This is a genomic window from Promicromonospora sp. Populi (assembly GCF_041081105.1).
In the GTDB taxonomy this organism is placed as follows: Bacteria; Actinomycetota; Actinomycetes; order Actinomycetales; family Cellulomonadaceae; genus Promicromonospora.
Genome location: NZ_CP163528.1, coordinates 4,106,845 through 4,124,381, shown reverse-complemented (window position 1 = coordinate 4,124,381; position 17,537 = coordinate 4,106,845). Strand labels below are relative to the sequence as shown.

The window sequence follows — 17,537 nt, the reverse complement described above, 5'->3', positions numbered from 1 at the left end:
AGGCCTAGGCGGTAGCCCGACCGGACCACAGGTACCGACGCTGGGGACTGCGTGCGGAACCGATCGGCGTGACCTCCCCAGCCTCGATCAGACCGCGGAGGTACTTGACGATTGTTGGACGGCTCAACCCTGTCGCCACTTCGATGTCTTGCGCGCTCACCTCGTGTGCTGCGGTCCGGACAGCGTCCGCGATCTGGTCCTTTGCCGACATCTCGGTTGGGTTCGGGTCGCCAGCCGAATTCGAGCCCCTCGCCAGTTTTGCGAACGCACCCGCATCCCGCGTCCTGGGGTCGAGAACATACGTGGCGTACCTCCGACCACCCTCCTTGACCGCGACGCCCCATTCGACCAGGTCGCGTAGCACCTGCCCCGCCTGGATCCGGTCGACGCCCCACTGCCGGAGCGCCGCATTCGTGACAACACCTGCGCGCATCATGGCGAGGGCGATTTCGTGTGCAGGTGTCAGCCCTGCGATCTGCAGCGCTGAGATCCAGCTCAGGACTTCTGGTGACAGAAGTTGCGACCGATTAACGGTCACGACGAACGAGCTGACCGTGCTCCGAAAACTCGGCCGAGGCAATCCATTCTCGCGTGCAAGTGCGATCATCGTCGGGATCCCGGATGAACGGTTCTCTGCGACGATCTCGCGCGACGTCGGCATGTAGGTATCGGAGAGCAACCCCGCCAGAATGGCGTTCCTCGACGACGAGACCGCCTCTTCACCGAGGTCCTCGACGGCTATCCCACCGTAAATCCCCCCGGGGCTCCGGATCTCAAGCCTGTCCGGAAAGAGCTCGACCTGGACTTGGGTCCCGCGGGTAATGCCGCTGTAGTCACGATGCATCAACGCGTTGACCAGCGCTTCACGCACGACGCCGAGCGGGAACTCCAGCTTGTCCGTCCGACCGGTGTCACTCATGACGGCTCGTGCAGCGAGGTTTCGTCGCATCATGGCGAGCGCAGAGTCGACGATCTCTGGGATCGAGCCGCGCAGAGTCGCGTTGTCGAGGAATCGGGTCTCGCCGGTGACACCTCCCGGTGCGTGGACGACAAGCGAGCACATGAGTTGAGGAAAGTACTGCTGGGGGTACGAGCCGAAGGCGAGCAAGCCCGCAAGAGTCAGAGCGGACTCATCGCTCGGTTCGGCGAGCACACCGATTCGTGTCAGTGCGACATTGTCCTCAACCCGAGCAAGAGCCGCCGACCCACGCCGGACTCGTTCAAGGGTTCGACGAACGCTGTCGATATCCAGGTCTTTCAGGGATGTCTCCGGCACAGCCTCCGCGTCGTACTTAGGCTGGGTGCGGTTCGCATACAGAAGGCCAACCTCGGCCTCGACCATGCGCCGGTCTCCGTCGCAGACTTGCGATCAGGTCGATGACATCGTCTTCCGCCACTCGACTCCCCTGTGCTGATCATGTTCACGACTAAGTTGCTTAAGAGTAGATCAAGTAACTGATCAAGCACAGTGGGCAGCCTGAACTCCAGCGGCCCGCCCTCGCCGAACACGTGCTTCGCGAACCGCTCCCCGATGAGCCGGTTTGTCGCCGCGTCCGGGTGCAGCCGGTCGGGCAGTGGCAGCTCCTCGGCGTGAGCGCGAGCGTGAACCGATCGCGGCGTTAGGGTGAGTAGGCCCCACAAACCTCCCCATCAACCGCAAGACGGACGGGACGGTCCATGACTGAAGTAGTACACGCGGCCTGGCTGCCCGACGACGCGTTCGCCGCGATCGGCAGCCGCCGGGTAGTGGTGGCCGGCGACGGCGCGCTCACCGGAACCGTCGCAGAGGAGGTCGCGGCGGCGACCAAGCGGTTCGGCGGAGGATTCTCGCGGCTCGAGGTGGGTGACGGCGTGGCCGACGCCGAGCTGGTGCTGACGCTGGCGCCCTCTTCGGGCGAGCCGGTCGAAGCCCTGGTCGTCTCGACGACGTCGGCCACCGACCCCACGGCCGACGAGAGCTTCCGGTTCACGCGGGAGGCGGGCGCCGTCGTCGTGCAGGCACCTAACGATGCCGGGCTGCTGCACGGACTGTTCCACGTAGTACGGCTGGGTGAGGCCGCGTTCGACGGCCCCGATGCCGACGAGACGCATGCCCCCGCCACCGACCTGCGGATGCTCGACCACTGGGACAACGTGTACGCGCACCCCACGACGGGCCAGGTCGAACGCGGGTACTCGGGCGGCTCGATCTTCTACGACGACGGTCTGGTCCGCAGGGATCTGGCGCGCGTGGAGCGGTACGCCCGGCTGCTGGCCGCCGTCGGGATCAACCATGTGGCGATCAACAACGTCAACGTGCACGAGCACGAGGCCCGGCTGCTGACGGACGACCTGGGCGATGTGGTCCGGCTGGCCGCCGTGTTCCGGCGGTGGGGGATCCGGGTGCACCTGTCGGTGTCGTTCGCGTCCCCGATCCTGCTCGGCGGCCTCAGCACCGCGGACCCGCTGGACCAGAACGTCGCGCACTGGTGGGTGCGGGTCGCGGCGCGGGTGTGGGGCGCGATCCCGGACCTCGGCGGGTTTGTGGTCATGGCGGACGCCGACGGCGGGCCAGACCCGTTCACCTACGGGCGCACCCACGCCGACGGCGCGAACATGCTGGCCGCCGCCGTCGAGCCGTACGACGGCCTGATCCACTGGCGGGCGTTCGTCCGCGACCACCGGCAGGACTGGCGCGACCGGTCGACCGACCGCGCCCGCACCACGTACGACCACCTCCGCCCGCTGGACGGCACGTTCTCGGACAACGTCGTGGTGCAGGTCAAGTACGGCCCGCTCGACTTCCAGGTCCGCGAACCGCTCTCCCCCGTGCTGGCCGCGATGCCGCGCACGCGGGTCGCCCTGGAGCTGCAGGTCACGCAGGAGTACACCGGCCAGCAGCAGCACGCCGTGTACCTCGGGCCGCAGTGGAGCCAGCTCCTCGGGTTCCGCTTCTGGGACCCCGACGGCCGGGACGACGGCTCGCCCACGGTGGCCGACCTCGCCACCGGCCGCGGCAAGGCAGCGGAGGATCCCGGCACCGGCACGTGGCACAAGCCCGCCGGCGGCTTCGCCGCAGTCTCCAACGTGGGCGACGACGAGTTCTGGACGGGGCACCCGTTCGCCCAGGCCAACCTCTACGCCTACGGACGGCTGTGCTGGGACCCCACCCTCGACCCGGGTGCCGTGCTCGACGAGTGGGTGGGCCTGACGTTCCCGGGCGCGCCGGACGCCGTCGGGCAGGCGGTGCATGCCGTGCTTGACCGGTCGTGGGAGACGTACGAGCAGTACACCGCGCCGCTCGGTGTGGGCTTCATGGTGCGCCCCGACCACCACTACGGGCCCGACGTCGACGGTTACGAGTACACCCCGTGGGGCGCGTACCACTTCGCGGACCGCGACGGGATCGGTGTGGACCGCACGGTCCGGACCGGTACGGGCTACGCGGGCCAGTACCCGGCACCCTGGTCGGCCATCTACGAGTCGCCGTCGACGTGCCCCGACGCCCTGCTGCTGTTCTTCCACCACGTGCCGTACACGCACGTGCTGCACAGCGGCAAGACCGTGATCCAGCACATCTACGACACCCACTTCGAGGGGGTGTCCCAGGTCGAGGCGATGATCGGCGCGTGGTCCGCGGCCTCGAAGCTGGTGGACCCGCGCGTCTCCGAGCGGGTCTCGGAACGGCTCGCCGAGCAGTTACGCAGCGCCACGGAATGGCGCGACCAGGTGAACACCTACTTCCTGCGGAAGTCGGGGATCCCGGACGAGCGGGGGCGCCGGATCTACTGAGCGCGCGGCACGCGCCGCGGGCGCTACCCATGGTCTTCCCTCCGGTGTGGGCTGTTGCTCTCCCTTGGTCCGACCGAGGACGCGCGGAGAAGTCATCGGCGCCGCCTGGCGTGCACCCTGGCCCGGGTCTGGTATCAGGGTGATACCTTAGACGTGAAGGCGATTTCGGAGTGCGCAATAGATCCAGAGGAGTCACACTAATGGCTATGACCCTTCGCCTTACCGAAGAAGAGGACCTCGCCCTCACCGCCACTGCCGAACGGCTCGGGATCTCGAAGCAGGAGGCCGCGCGCGAGGCCATCCGCGTGTTCGTCGACGAGCGGGCGCATTTCGAGGACGTCGTCCGGCGCGCTGTCGACCGCTTCGGCCCGGTCCTCGACCGGCTCAAGTAGACCCAGGTGAAGATCCGCTATCTGACCGCGCCAGAACTGCTCTGGATCGCGGAACAGTTCCTCGGTCGCGCCGTAGAGGTCCGGGATCCGGGGCTGCTCGATTCGGCAGTCACCCGCCCCGCCGCCTCAATGATGGGCGTAGAGGCCTATCCGACGCTCGACCTCAAGGCTGCGGCGCTGCTCGATTCGACGGTCAACAACCATGCGCTGATCGACGGGAACAAGCGCCTCGGCCTGATCGCAGTGGCGACCTTCTACGAGATCAACGGCTTCTATTTCGACCCGCCGCTCGACGACGTCTACGAGCTCGTCATGGCCGCTGCTGACGGCTCGCAGCGGGACGTCGCGAAGATCGCCGAAACACTCGCGGGCTGGCGCAGGCCGCTCGCGCCTGACGAGAACCCGCTCGCTTGAGCCTCCACTCAGTCCTGGCCTGACCGTGCCCGCGCCGGCAGGCCGATGTCCCAGAACTGGATGGTCTGCAGCGTCCAGAAGAGCACAAAGATCAGCATCATCAGGCTCTCGGCCACGAACACCGTCTGCGGGAAGAACTCCGGGAAGTACCGGTCGAGAATCATCGAGGTGGCAAGCCCACCCACCAGCACGACGGCCATGACCACCGCGATCCACCGGTACCAGACCCGGTAGGCGGCGGCCGACAGACCGCGGAGCCGTTCGAGGGCCTGGGTCGTGACCGCATGGTCCGTGCCGTTGATCCAGGCGACGGCGACAAGACAGACGAACAGCAGGACGGCCGCGGCGTAGTGCGCCCCCGCCACGAAGCTCGCCGGCCACACCAGGAGCCAGACGCCGGCCGCCGCCCACGTCAGCCAGGTGAGCCACAGGTCAAGGCCCGCGATGCTGCCCAGGTCGCGACGTCGGGGCCACGTCGCCAGCAGCAGTACGAGGCCACCGACCACAAGCAGCGCCCCGATGTTGTTGGTAACCCGCTCGGGCACGTCCAGGCAGTACGGCTCGCTGGTGCACATCGAGGCGTCGAGCCGCGCCGGGACCAGGGCCACGACAAACGCGAACATGCCCGCGAAGTTGAGCAGCACCTCCTCGGCCCCGTGCCGGCCCTTGATCGCGATGAGGCACGTCCCGATGCTCACCAGCGCGCCCACGAAGATGCTCTGCACCGGCGTGTAGAAGTACGAGCTGATCGTCGCGCGCCACCATTCCTCGCCCGAGGCGAGCCTGCCGTGGTCGGCGACGATCTGCATGATCAACGACGCGAACAGCGCCAGCACCACCGCAACGATCGCCACACGCAGATAGCGGTACGTCAGTAGCGCCGGGTCCCCCTGCTTGATAGCCATGCGCTAACCCTGGCGCAAGCGCCCAGATCGGACAATGTCAGATCGAGCGCGCGTGGGCCACCAACCGGTCGAACGCCGCGTCCAGCCCGGCGTCCACCACCTGCGCCTCCGGGTGGGCGTCGAACCAGGACAGCTGCTCCTCCGCACCGACGTCGTAGGTGATGGTGGTGCCGAACTCAGGAACCAGCGTCCGCACCTTCGAGATGTCGAACACCATCGAGTGCGCCTTGTCCCCCACCAGACCGGGCCCGACGTCGGGCAGCACGCGGGCGATCGTCTCGGAGGCGACGTGCACCAGGTCCGGGCTGTCCACACCCGCCGCCGCGGCGAGCCACGTGTAGATCTGGTCCCAGGTGGGCGCGTGCGTCCCGGTGATGTGGAACGTGTCCCCGACGGCGAGCGGGTGGCCGAGCAGCCCGACGAACCCGACGGCGAAGTCCTCGGTGTGCGTGATCGTCCACAGGGAGGTGCCGTCGCCGTGGACCACCACGGGCTTGCCCGCCCGCATACGGGCCACGTCGGTCCAGCCGCCCGACGTCGGCAGCAGCGTGCGGTCGTAGGTGTGCGAGGGCCGCACGATGGTCGCGGGGAACCCGTTCTCCCGGTACTCGCGCACCAGCAGGTCCTCGCACGCGATCTTGTCGCGGGAGTACTGCCAGAACGGGTTGCGTAGCGGCGTGGACTCCCGCACGGGCAGGCCCGACGGCGGAGTCTGGTACGCCGACGCCGACGAGATGAACACGTACTGCCCGGTCCGGCCGGCGAACTGCGCGACGTCGCGCGCGACGTGCTCCGGGCTGAACGCCCGGAACTGGGCGACGACGTCGAACTCCCGGCCGCCCAGAGCCGCTGCCACGGCGTCGGCGTCGTTCGCGTCGGCCACCAGCGTCTCCACCGCCGCGGGGACCGGACGGGCCGAGGATCTGCCCCGGTTGAGCACCGTTACCCGGTGGCCGAGCCGCGCGGCTCGGGCCACCGAAGCGTGGCTGATGATTCCGCTTCCGCCGATGAACAGGATGCTCTTGGACATGGCTCCAATCCTTGCACCCTGCGGGCCACTCGCGAATCACCGCTGCACCCGTGCGCTCCCCCCACCAGCCAGCTTGGCGACCTCGGCGAGCGTGACCATCGTGGTGTCCCCCGGGGTGGTCATCGCCAGTGCGCCGTGCGCCGCGCCGTACTCGACGGCCTCCTGAAGCGAACCGAGCTCCATGAGCCCGTACGCAAGGCCGGACGCGAACGAGTCGCCGCCGCCGACGCGGTCGAAGATCTCCAGGTCCGCCCGGTGCGTGGCCTCGGCGAAGCCCTCCTTGCGCGACCACGCGATGGCGCCCCAGTCGTTGCGCGACGCCGACCGGACGCCGCGCAGCGTCGTCGCGATCACCTGAAAGTTCGGGTAGGCCTCCGACGCCGTCTCGATCATCGCGCGGAACGCTCCCGTGTCCAGGTCCGTCAGCGACTCGTCCACGCCCTCGACCTCAAAGCCGAGCGAGGCGGTGAAGTCCTCCTCGTTGCCGATCATCACATCGACGTGGCTCGCGAGGCGCCGGTTGACCTCGCGCGCCCGCTCCTCGCCGCCGATGCCCTTCCACAGCGAGGGCCGGTAGTTCAGGTCGTACGAGACGATCGTGCCGTGCCGGCGGGCCGCGGACATGGCGGCCTCGGCCACGTCGGCGCTGCTCTCGGAGAGCGCGGCGAAGATGCCGCCCGTGTGCAGCCAGCGCACGCCGCGGGAGAACAGCGCGTCCCAGTCCACGTCGTCGGGCCGCATCTGCGCGATGGCGGTGTGTCCGCGGTCGCTCACGCCGACGGCGCCGCGCGCGCCGAAGCCGCGCTCGGTGAAGTTGAGGCCGTTGCGCACCTCACGGCCGATGCCGTCGTAGGGCACCCACCGCACGTACTGGGTGTCGAGGCCGCCGGTCAGCATGAAGTCCTCGACCAGGCGCCCGATCTCGTTGTCGGCGAGCGCCGTCACGATCGCGCCGCGCAGGCCGAAGCAGCGGCGCAGGCCGCGCGCCACGTTGTACTCGCCGCCGCCCTCCCACACGTCGAAGCTCCGGGCGGTGCGCACCCGGCGGTCGCCCGGGTCGAGGCGGAGCATGACCTCGCCCAGGGCCACTACGTCGTACGCACTCTCGGCGGCGGGCCGAACGTTCAGCGAGCTCATCGGTTCTTCTCCTCGTCGATCTGCGCGGCGAGGGCCACGGCGTCACGGGTGCGGCGGGTGATCTCGGCCCAGTCGCCGTCGGTGACGAGCTTGCGGTCGACCATCCACGATCCGCCGACGGCGAGGACCGGCTTGAGCGTCAGGTAGTCGGCCAGGTTGGCGGCGCTGACGCCGCCCGTCGGCACGAACCGCAGGGCCGGGAAGGGCGCGGAGAACGCCTTGATGGCGGCAGGCCCGCCGACGACGGACGCGGGGAACAGCTTGACGACGTCGATCCCCAGGTCGAGCGCCGCCATGATCTCCGACGGCGTGGCCACGCCCGGCAGCACGGGGATGCCGTGCTCCTGTGCGCGCCGCACGACGGCGGCCGACAGCCCCGGCGACACGATGTAGCGGGCGCCGGCCGCGACGACGTCGTCCACCTGCGCCGCGGTGGTCACGGTGCCCGCGCCGATCACGACGTCGGGCTGGTTCTTCGCCACCGCACGGATGGCGTCGAGACCGCCCGCGAGCCGCAGCGTGATCTCGGCCACCGGCAGGCCGCCGGCGACGAGCGCGTCGGCGAGGCGGGCACCCTCGTCGGCGCCGTCGACCACGACTACCGGCACTAGCCGATGCGCGGCGAGGGTCTCGAGGACCGGGTTGTCGGGGGATGACATGCATGCTCCGTTTCGCTATGGTGAACGCCAGTTGTTCACTGCGAAACGCATGCTACGTGAGGGAGCCCCATGGATGCCAGCCCGCTCGGAAGCGTCGACAAGGCGCTCCAGGCGCTCGACACGCTCGCGGGCTTCGGCGCGGCGGGCGCTCCGCTGGCCGCGCTCGCCCAGGCCGTCGGCGTCAGCAAGCCCACCCTGCACCGCACGCTCGCCGCGCTGCGGCACCGCGGCTACGCCGAGCAGACGCCCGACGGTGCCTACCGCCTGGGCCCCGCCGCGCTCGCCCTCGGGAGCACCTACCTGGCCGAGGAGAACCTGCCCGCCCTGCTGCACCCGGCCCTGACCGCGCTCAGCGAGCAGACCAGCGAGCTGGTGCACCTCGGCGTGCTCGCCGGCCGCGAGGTGGTCTACCTCGACAAGGTCGAGCCGCAGCGCGCGGTCCGCGTGTGGTCGGCAGTCGGACGACGGCGCCCGGCCGCGACGACGGCGCTGGGCCGCGCGCTCCTGTCGGCCCAGGAGCTCGACGACGCGGCGCTGGCCCGGTTCGCCGGGACAGATGTGGCGGCCGCGCGGCTGCGTACCGTCCTGGCCGAGGCCCGGCGGAGCGGCATCGCGCACGAGACCGAGGAGAACGAGCCCGGCATCGCCTGCATCGCGGTCCCGCTGCTGCGCGCCGGGCGCGCAGTGGCGGCGGTCAGCATCACGGCCCCGGTCGAGCGGCTGCGGGGTGCGGCGCGCGCCGAGCGGATCGATACGTTGCGGAGCACACTTCCCGGCCTGCTCCCGGCGGGCCTGACCGTGCCATCGGCCCCCTGACGTTCGGTCAGCGGGCGAGCCAGCCGCCGTCTACCGGGAGAATGGCGCCGTGGACGTAGTCCGACGCCGGGGCCGACAGGTACAGGACCGCGCTCGCTATGTCGTCCGGGGTCGCCCAGCGTCCGGCCGGGATCCGGTCGAGGATCGCGGCGCTGCGCTCGGCGTCGGCCCGCAGGGGGTCGGTGTTCGCGGTGGCGACGTAACCGGGCGCGACGGCGTTGACGTTCACACCCCGGCCGGCCCACTCGTTGGCGAGCGCCTTGGTCAGGCCGGCGAGCGCCGACTTGGAGGCGGTGTAGCCGGGCACGTTGATGCCGCCCTGGAAGCTGAGCATCGAGGCGGTGTTGATGATCTTGCCGCGGCCGCGGGCCAGCATGGTGCGGCCCACCTCGCGGGACAGCACCCATGCGCTGCGCAGGTTGACGTCCATCACCTCGTCGAAGTCCGCGTCGGGGTGCTCCGCCGCCGGGGCCCGGCGGATGGTGCCACCGTTGTTGACGAGCACGTCGACGTCCAGCGCGGCGAGCCGGGCGGCCAGGTCGGCCACGGCCTGCCGGTCCGAGAGGTCGGCGGCGATCGGCGTGAAGGTGCGGCCGGCTGCCTCGACGGCCGCCCGGGCGCCGGATGCGCCGTCGGGCATCGTGGTGCTGACGCCCACCACGTCGGCGCCGGCGCGGGCCAGCAGGCCCGCGGTCGCCAGCCCGATGCCCTTGCTGGCCCCGGTGACGACCGCCGTGCGCCCCTCGATGCGGAACAGGGACTCCACGGAGGTCTCAGCAGGCGAAGCGGCAGGCGTCATGGTTCTTCCTTCGTCGGTACGCGTCGGTTGCGGTCGTGTGGCGCGACGGGTCAGCGGGTTGCCCCGCCGAGCGCGCGCGTGATCGCTGCTGCGGTGCGGAGCAGGTCGTCGGACATCGCGACGAGCTGCTCCTCGGTGTGCTCGAGGGCCAGCGACGAGATCGACAGCCCGTAGTTGGTGTGGCCGGTGTGGTCGCGGATCGGCGCGCCGATGCAGACCACCCCGGGCACGTTCTCCTCGCGGTCGAACGCGAACCCGCGCTCCCGCACGTCCGCGAGCTCGCGGCGCAGGTGCTCGATGGTGACTATCGAGCGCGCGGTGCGCTGCGGCAGCCCGGCCCGGGCCACGAGCCGCTGGATCGCGTCGTCGTCCTCCTCGGCCAGGATCGTCTTGCCGATCGCGGAGGTGTGCAACGGGATCGAGGCGCCCACCCGAGATGGCATGCGGTACGGCTTGTCCGAGTCGGTGCGCACCAGGTAGACCATCTCGTCGCCGCTGCGCGTCCCGACGTGCACCGTGCAGTGCACCCGCTCCACCAGCTCGTCGATGTACGGCCGCACGAGCCGCGAGATGTCGATCCGCTCGTAGGCCTGGCCCGCGAGGGACAGCACCCGCGGACCAGGCACGTACCCGCCGTCGGACACCACTACGAACTCGTGGTCCACGAGCGTCGCGAGGATGCGGTGCACCGTCGCCTTGGGCAGACCGGTCGCGGCGACGATCTCGCTGAACCGGTCGTGCGTCATGGCGGCTTCCAGCACGATCAGCGTCTTCTCGCTCGCGCTGAGCATCCCGGCGTCCTGGGGCGCGACCGTCCGGCCCGTCCCCGGATCTGGGGCTGGGGTCGAGGCAGATTCGGTCATGTGGTCCTCCCAGAGGTGCTCGGTCTGCTGCGCGCGGGCCGGTCAGCGCATCGTCGCGACGTCGAACCCGTCCATGTCGTCGAAGGCCTGGTTCTCCCCGGCCATCGCCCACACGAAGGAGTATGCCGCCGTGCCGACGCCGGAGTGGACCGACCAGCTCGGGGCGATGATCGCCTCCCGGTCGGCCACCACGAGGTGCCGCGTCTCGGACGGCTCGCCCAGGACGTGCAGCACGCGCGCCTCGGCCGGCAGGTCGAAGTACAGGTAGCACTCGGTGCGCCGAGCGTGGGTGTGCGCGGGCATCGTGTTCCACATGGAACCGGGGTGCAGGGTCGTCACCCCCAGGACCACCTGGCACGACCGCACGCCGTTCTCGTGGATGTACTGGTTCAGCGTGCGGCGGTTGCTCGTGAGCGGGTCGCCCAGCTCCCGGACGGTGCCCTGCCCGGCGGGCACGAGCGTCGTCGGGTACGCGGTGTGGGCGGGCGCGGAGAACAGGTAGAACCGGGCCGACGGCGCCGCTACCGCGGCAGCGGCGTCGTCGGCCGCTTCAACACCAGCGGGAGTGGAGGCGAAGACGACGTCGCCCACCCCCCGGCCCACGTACAGGCAGGCCCCGTGCCCGAGCTGGTGCACCGTCCCGTCCACCGTGACCGTGCCCGGCCCGCCCACGTTCACGATGCCGGCCTCGCGGTGCTCGAAGAACTGCTCCGAGCGGATCTCGGGGAAACCGGTAAGGGTCAGCGGGCCGGACACCGGGCTGATCCCGCCCAGCACTATCCGGTCGTGATGGGTGTAGACGGTACAGATCTCGTCGTCCACGAACAGGCCGGGTACCAGGTAGCGCTCGCGCAGCTCTGCGGTGTCCATCCCGGGAATCTGGTCCGGGGCGGTCGCGTAACGCTGTTCCATCTTTGCTCCTTGCTTCATGTGCATGGTTGTTCGTCCGTCGGGAGTGGTCCGCTACATCAGTCCGGCGAGCGTCGGCAGCCAGGTGGACAGCTGCGGCACGAACACCACCAGGAAGAGCACCACGATCAGGACGACGAAGAACGGCATCAGGTGCCGGATGACAGGCTCGATCCGGGAGCCAGCGACCTGCGCGCCCACAAACAGCACAGGGGCCGACGGCGGTGAGATCACCGCTATGCAGAGGTTGAAGACCATCATGATGCCGAAGTGCACCGGGTCGATCCCGTAGCTCTGGGCGATCGGCAGGAAGATCGGCGTGAAGATCAGGATGGCCGGCGTCGCGTCGAGCGGGATGCCGATGATCAGGAGCAGCACCATCATGATCAGCAGCACCACCACCTTGTTGTCGGTCCAGCCGAACAACGAGTCAGCGAGCAGCTGCGGGATCCGCGTGTAGCTCATGACCCAGCTCATGATCGTGGAGACGCCGATCAGGAAGATCACCACGGAGCTGGTGCGGCACGCCGAGTAGAGCAGTGCGGGCAGGTCCCGAACGGTGATGGTCCGGTAGACGAACGACAGCACCAGCGCGTAGATCACCGCGATGCACGAGCCCTCGGTCGGGGTGAACGCGCCGCCCACGATGCCGCCCATCACCACCACGATCATCAGCAGCGACGGGATCGCCTGCACGAACACCGTGCCGGCCTCGCGCAGCGTGACCTGGCGCGGGTTGCGCAGCTCCGGGTGCTTGCGCGCGTAGAGCCACACCACCACGGCGCAGCCCGCCGCCCACAGCAGGCCCGGCACGTACCCGGCCAGGAACAGCGCGCCGATCGACGTGCCGCCGCTCGCCAGGGCGTACACGATCAGGGTGTTGCTCGGCGGGATGAGCATGCCCGCGGGCGCGGAGGCCACGTTGGTCGCGGCAGTGAAACCCCGGTCGTAGCCCTCCTTGCGCTGCAAGGGCGCCATGGTCGAGCCGACGGCGGCCGCTGCCGCCACGGCGGAACCGCTGACCGCGCCGAACAGCACGTTGGCGAACACGTTGGTCTGCGCGAGCGGCGCCGGGGCCCGGCCCACGACGATCTTGGCCAGGTTGATCAGCCGGGTGGCGATCCCCCCGGAGTTCATGATGACGCCAGCCAGGACGAAGAACGGGATGGCGAGCAGCGTGAACGAGTCGATGCCGCTGAACAAGCGCTGCGCCGAGGTGACGGCGCCGTTCTCCAAGCCCAGCACCACGACCATGGACACTGCCGAGGGCAGGCCGATCGACATGCTGACCGGGGCGCCGAGCGCCAGGAGCAGGGCCATGCCCCCGATCAGGATCCACGGGACGATCTCGACGGCGTTCACAGCTCCACCTCGTCCTCTGGAGCGATCTCCTGGATCCCGGCGTATGCCGGGGAGAGCGTGTTGACGAGGTGGAACAACAGGTAGGCCCCCATGAACAGCCCCGCGATCGGCAGGGCCAGGTACAGCTGGCCGACCGTGAAGGGCAGGCTCGCGTGGAGCTGGTTCCAGGCCGCATCGACGACCATCACCCCGCCCCACACCATCACGCCGGCCACGAACGCGAGCGTGGTGAGGTAGGCGAGCAGCTCGGTGACCCGCTGCATGGACACGGGCAGCCTGCGGACCAGGAAGTCCATGACGACGTCGGCCTTCTCCCCCGTGGCGATCGCTATCCCCAGCAGGCTCGCCCAGATGAACGTGTACCGTGCAGCGGCCTCGCTCCACGCGCTCGGGCTGCCCAGCACGAGGCGGGTAAAGACCTGCCAGGTCACCAGGACGACCAGCAGCGCGAACAGGGTGACGCACACGACCTTGAGCGCCTGGTCGACCGCGCCCTTGACTCGGGTCACCTCGCCTACTCCGCGGCTGCGGTGATGGCGTCGTAGACGGCACGGGCCGAGTCCGACGTCACCACCTCGTCGTGCAGGGGCAGGACCGCCGCGCGGAACGCCTCGACGTCGGGCTCGGAGAAGGTCGCACCGGCTTCCTCCGCCGCGGTCCGCGCCTCCTCGACGGCCGTCGCGAACAGCTCGACCTCGGTGTCGACGGAGGCGGCGACGGCCTCGCGCAGCGCCGCCTCGGACTCGTCGTCCATGGCGTCCAGCACGCCGGTGTTGATCACGAGCAGGTCCGGCAACATCAGGTGCCGGGTCTCGGAGAAGTAGGGCGCGACCTCGGCGTGGGCCATGTTCGAGTAGACGAGCTCGTTGTTCTCGGCGCCGTCGAGCACCCCCGACTGGATGGCGGTGTAGACCTCGCCCATGTCCATGGGGGCGCCGACACCGCCCATGAGCTGCATCATCGTGATGTTCGTGTCGGACTCGATCACGCGGATCCGCTGACCGGCCAGGTCCTCGGGAGTCGTCACCGGGCCGTCGGTCGTGTACAGGCTGCGGGCACCGGCGTGGTAGACCGCGAGCACCTCGAGGTTGTCGGCGTTCAGCGTGTCGAAGAGCTCGCCCACGATCGCGTCGTCGTTCAGCACGGACACCTGCTGCTCGGCCGACGAGTACAGGTAGGGCAGGTTGATCACCGAGATGTCGGGGTTGATCCCCTCAAGCACCGAGCCCGCTACGACGGCCATGTCGATGGTCCCGGAGCGCACCTGCTCCAGCGTCTCGTCCTGCGCGCCCAGCAGCTCGTCGGGGAAGACCTCCAGGCCGTACGCGCCGCCGGTCGCCTCCTCGAGCGCCGCCCCGGCCTGGGTCATCGCCTGGGCCTGGGGGTGTTCCGCGTTCTGGTTGAACGCGATCGTCAGGGTGGTACCGGCCGACCCACCACCGTTGCCGGTGCCGGATCCCCCGCACGCCGTCAGCGACAGCGCCATCAGGGTGACGGCGCCCGCGGCCGCCAAGGTCTTGAACTGCATGGTTTCTCCTCCTGCTCGTCGTCGAGCCAGGCGCGAGTGCACTCTCGCCCCCTGCCATCGCAAGGTCCGCTCAGCGGAACCATGTTCCGCGGTACAGAATCATAGGCAGGTGAAGTCTGTCAACCCGCGGGCACGACAAAGGCCCGGCCACCCCCCGTTCGGGGGGTGGCCGGGCCTTTGTTCTTCGGTCCTGTGACTACCGGGCGGTTATGCCCCGCCGGCAGCCATCTGGCCCGACGACGGCAGGTCCCGCGGCGCCAGGCCGGCGCTGGCAGGCACCGACTGAGGCTCCGCCGGTGTCGGACGACGACGCTCGTCGCGCGGCACACCGCGGAACGTGAACTCGCCGAGGATGCCCTCGCCGACGCCGTCCACGATCACCAGCTGACCAGCCGTGAGCTCGCCGAACAGGATCTTCTCGGACAGCGAGTCCTCGATCTCCCGCTGGATCGCCCGCTTGAGCGGACGAGCACCCAGCACCGGGTCGTAACCCTTCTCGGCCAGCAGCCCCTTGGCGACGGTCGTGAGCTCGATGCCCATGTCCCGGTCGCGCATGCGGCGGTCCAGCTTCGCGATCTCGAGGTCGACGATCTGGATGATCTCGTCCTGCGAGAGCTGCGGGAACACGACGGTGTCGTCGACACGGTTGAGGAACTCAGGCCGGAAGTGCTGCTTGAGCTCGTCGTTGACCTTCGCCTTCATGCGGTCGTAGGAGGTCACCAGGTCGCCACCGGAGTTGAAGCCGGTCTGCAGACCCTTGGCGATGTCCCGCGTGCCGAGGTTCGTGGTCATGATGATCACGGTGTTCTTGAAGTCGACCACTCGACCCTGCGAGTCGGTGAGGCGACCGTCCTCGAGCACCTGCAGCAGCGAGTTGAAGATGTCGGCGTGCGCCTTCTCCACCTCGTCGAACAGGACCACGGAGAACGGCTTGCGGCGCACCTTCTCGGTGAGCTGGCCACCCTCGTCGTAGCCGACGTATCCGGGCGGGGAGCCGAACAGTCGCGAGACCGTGTGCTTCTCCGAGAACTCGGACATGTCGAGCTGGATGAGCGCGTCCTCGTCGCCGAACAGGAACTCGGCGAGCGCCTTGGCGAGCTCGGTCTTACCGACGCCCGTGGGGCCGGCGAAGATGAACGAGCCACCGGGACGCTTCGGGTCCTTGAGGCCGGCACGCGTACGGCGGATGGCCTGCGACAGCGCCTTGATCGCGGCCTCCTGGCCGATGACCCGCTTGTGCAGCTCGTCCTCCATGTGGAGCAGCCGGCTGGACTCCTCCTCGGTGAGCTTGACGACCGGGATGCCCGTGGACATCGCCAGCACCTCGGCGATCAGCTCGTCGTCGACCTCTGCGACCGTGTCGAGGTCGCCCGACTTCCAGGCCTTCTCCTTGTCCGCGCGGACCTGCGTGAGCTGCTTCTCCTTGTCCCGCAGCCCGGCGGCCTTCTCGAAGTCCTGCTCGTCGATCGCCGACTCCTTCTCACGGCGCGCCTCGGAGATGTTCTCGTCGAGCTCCTTGAGCTCCGGCGGCGCCGTCATACGACGGATCCGCAGGCGTGCGCCGGCCTCGTCGATCAGGTCGATCGCCTTGTCCGGCAGGAACCGGTCGTTGATGTACCGGTCGGCGAGCGTGGCCGCGGAGACCAGCGCGGAGTCCGTGATGGACACGCGGTGGTGCGCCTCGTAGCGGTCGCGCAGGCCCTTGAGGATCTCGATGGCGTGCTCGAGCGACGGCTCGGACACCTGGATCGGCTGGAAGCGACGCTCCAGGGCCGGGTCCTTCTCGACGTACTTGCGGTACTCGTCGAGCGTGGTGGCGCCGATGGTCTGCAGCTCACCGCGAGCCAGCATGGGCTTCAGGATGGAGGCGGCGTCGATCGCGCCCTCGGCGGCACCCGCACCCACCAGGGTGTGGATCTCGTCGATGAACAGGATGATGTCGCCGCGGGTGCGGATCTCCTTGAGCACCTTCTTCAGGCGCTCCTCGAAGTCACCGCGGTAGCGCGAGCCGGCCACCAGGGCACCCAGGTCAAGCGTGTAGAGCTGCTTGTCCTTGAGCGTCTCGGGGACGTCGCCCTTGACGATGTCCTGTGCCAGGCCCTCGACGACGGCGGTCTTGCCGACGCCGGGCTCGCCGATCAGCACCGGGTTGTTCTTGGTGCGGCGAGACAGGACCTGCATGACCCGCTCGATCTCCTGCGTACGACCGATGACCGGGTCGAGCTTGCCCTCGCGCGCAGCCTGGGTGAGGTTGCGACCGAACTGGTCGAGCACGGCCGAGCCTGCGGGCTGGCCCTCCTGGGGGCCGCCCGAGGAGACGGGCTCCTTGCCCTGGTAGCCGCTCAGGAGCTGGATGACCTGCTGGCGCACCTTGTTCAGGTCGGCGCCCATCTTGGTGAGCACCTGGGCTGCGACACCCTCGCCCTCGCGGATGAGGCCGAGCAGGATGTGCTCCGTGCCGATGTAGTTGTGGCCGAGCTGCAGCGCCTCGCGGAGCGACAGCTCAAGGACCTTCTTGGCGCGCGGCGTGAACGGGATGTGCCCGCTCGGCGCCTGCTGCCCCTCACCGATGATCTCGGTGACCTGGGTGCGGACCCCGTCAAGCGAGATCCCCAACGACTCGAGCGCCTTCGCTGCCACGCCCTCACCCTCGTGGATGAGGCCGAGCAGGATGTGCTCCGTGCCGATGTAGTTGTGGTTCAGCATCCGCGCCTCTTCTTGGGCGAGGACGACGACGCGACGGGCGCGATCCGTAAATCTCTCGAACATGTGCTGCTCCTCACGCAAGCGGCGGGCACCTGCACCGGCGGTACCAGGCCTGACCGCAACGACTCTATGCGCTCACAACGCGCCCATGGGACGGTTGATGCCGATGTTCGCCAGGGGCGTGACGATGTACACCCCGCGAGCGGCAAAAAGTGCCCTGGCCCAGGACGACACGCCCGGGCAACG

The 17,537-nt window shown here is 69.3% G+C and carries 16 protein-coding genes; 4 read left to right on the top strand and 12 right to left on the bottom strand.

Features of this window, described 5'->3' with window-relative positions; genetic code table 11:
• Window positions 1-4: 4 nt before the first annotated feature.
• The gene (locus AB1046_RS18680; RefSeq protein WP_369370793.1) at window positions 5-1,342 is read right to left on the bottom strand and encodes an ATP-binding protein; all 1,338 of its coding nucleotides are present in this window, start codon (window positions 1,340-1,342) and stop codon (window positions 5-7) included.
• A 335-nt stretch (window positions 1,343-1,677) separates the two neighbouring features.
• On the opposite strand from AB1046_RS18680, the gene AB1046_RS18675 reads away from it, so the two are divergent.
• The 3 genes from AB1046_RS18675 (at window position 1,678) to AB1046_RS18665 (ending at window position 4,577) form a co-directional block, all read left to right on the top strand.
• Complete coding sequence (locus AB1046_RS18675; RefSeq protein ID WP_369370792.1) at window positions 1,678-3,771, top strand: alpha-glucuronidase; 2,094 nt, start codon at window positions 1,678-1,680, stop codon at window positions 3,769-3,771.
• Window positions 3,772-3,977: 206 nt separating this feature from the next.
• Window positions 3,978-4,163, top strand: coding sequence for a CopG family transcriptional regulator (locus AB1046_RS18670; RefSeq protein ID WP_369370791.1), 186 nt, complete (start codon window positions 3,978-3,980; stop codon window positions 4,161-4,163).
• Window positions 4,164-4,169: 6 nt separating this feature from the next.
• Window positions 4,170-4,577: a type II toxin-antitoxin system death-on-curing family toxin gene (locus AB1046_RS18665; RefSeq protein ID WP_369370790.1), complete on the top strand. Its 408-nt coding sequence runs from the start codon at window positions 4,170-4,172 to the stop codon at window positions 4,575-4,577.
• Between the two features lie 8 nt (window positions 4,578-4,585).
• Here the strand turns inward: AB1046_RS18665 and AB1046_RS18660 are convergent, their stop codons facing one another.
• From AB1046_RS18660 to eda, 4 genes are read right to left on the bottom strand one after another with little or no spacing between them, the layout of a single operon-like run.
• Window positions 4,586-5,482, bottom strand: coding sequence for a hypothetical protein (locus tag AB1046_RS18660; protein WP_369370789.1), 897 nt, complete (start codon window positions 5,480-5,482; stop codon window positions 4,586-4,588).
• A 37-nt stretch (window positions 5,483-5,519) separates the two neighbouring features.
• Window positions 5,520-6,512 carry an NAD-dependent epimerase/dehydratase family protein gene (locus AB1046_RS18655; protein ID WP_369370788.1) on the bottom strand — a complete coding sequence of 331 codons (993 nt, stop codon included), beginning with the start codon at window positions 6,510-6,512 and terminating at the stop codon, window positions 5,520-5,522.
• Window positions 6,513-6,548: 36 nt separating this feature from the next.
• A complete protein-coding gene (locus AB1046_RS18650) occupies window positions 6,549-7,649 on the bottom strand; it encodes a sugar kinase (protein WP_369370787.1) in 1,101 nt (366 codons plus the stop codon).
• Window positions 7,646-8,308 carry a bifunctional 4-hydroxy-2-oxoglutarate aldolase/2-dehydro-3-deoxy-phosphogluconate aldolase gene (gene eda / locus AB1046_RS18645; RefSeq protein WP_369370786.1) on the bottom strand — a complete coding sequence of 221 codons (663 nt, stop codon included), beginning with the start codon at window positions 8,306-8,308 and terminating at the stop codon, window positions 7,646-7,648. Before eda ends, AB1046_RS18650 begins: the two co-directional genes overlap by 4 nt.
• Window positions 8,309-8,377: 69 nt before the next feature.
• Here eda and AB1046_RS18640 point away from each other — a divergent pair, with 69 nt between their 5' ends.
• Entirely contained in the window at window positions 8,378-9,124 is a 747-nt protein-coding gene (locus AB1046_RS18640; protein ID WP_369370785.1) for an IclR family transcriptional regulator, read from the top strand.
• Window positions 9,125-9,131: 7 nt separating this feature from the next.
• Here AB1046_RS18640 and AB1046_RS18635 read toward each other — a convergent pair whose 3' ends face one another.
• The 7 genes from AB1046_RS18635 to AB1046_RS18605 all read right to left on the bottom strand — a co-directional run bounded on the left by AB1046_RS18635 (window position 9,132) and on the right by AB1046_RS18605 (window position 17,354).
• The gene (locus AB1046_RS18635; protein WP_369370784.1) at window positions 9,132-9,923 is read right to left on the bottom strand and encodes an SDR family oxidoreductase; all 792 of its coding nucleotides are present in this window, start codon (window positions 9,921-9,923) and stop codon (window positions 9,132-9,134) included.
• A 50-nt stretch (window positions 9,924-9,973) separates the two neighbouring features.
• Window positions 9,974-10,786 (bottom strand): IclR family transcriptional regulator, encoded by an 813-nt coding sequence (locus AB1046_RS18630; protein WP_369370783.1) that lies wholly within the window; start codon window positions 10,784-10,786, stop codon window positions 9,974-9,976.
• Between the two features lie 42 nt (window positions 10,787-10,828).
• Window positions 10,829-11,698, bottom strand: a complete 870-nt coding sequence (gene kduI, locus AB1046_RS18625; protein WP_369370782.1) for a 5-dehydro-4-deoxy-D-glucuronate isomerase — start codon at window positions 11,696-11,698, stop codon at window positions 10,829-10,831.
• Window positions 11,699-11,749: 51 nt separating this feature from the next.
• Complete coding sequence (locus tag AB1046_RS18620; RefSeq protein WP_369375765.1) at window positions 11,750-13,015, bottom strand: TRAP transporter large permease; 1,266 nt, start codon at window positions 13,013-13,015, stop codon at window positions 11,750-11,752.
• Between the two features lie 38 nt (window positions 13,016-13,053).
• Window positions 13,054-13,566 (bottom strand): TRAP transporter small permease, encoded by a 513-nt coding sequence (locus tag AB1046_RS18615; RefSeq protein WP_369370781.1) that lies wholly within the window; start codon window positions 13,564-13,566, stop codon window positions 13,054-13,056.
• Window positions 13,567-13,571: 5 nt separating this feature from the next.
• Window positions 13,572-14,585, bottom strand: coding sequence for a TRAP transporter substrate-binding protein (locus AB1046_RS18610; protein WP_369370780.1), 1,014 nt, complete (start codon window positions 14,583-14,585; stop codon window positions 13,572-13,574).
• 207 nt (window positions 14,586-14,792) lie between these two features.
• Window positions 14,793-17,354 carry an ATP-dependent Clp protease ATP-binding subunit gene (locus AB1046_RS18605; RefSeq protein WP_369370779.1) on the bottom strand — a complete coding sequence of 854 codons (2,562 nt, stop codon included), beginning with the start codon at window positions 17,352-17,354 and terminating at the stop codon, window positions 14,793-14,795.
• Window positions 17,355-17,537: the final 183 nt, after the last annotated feature.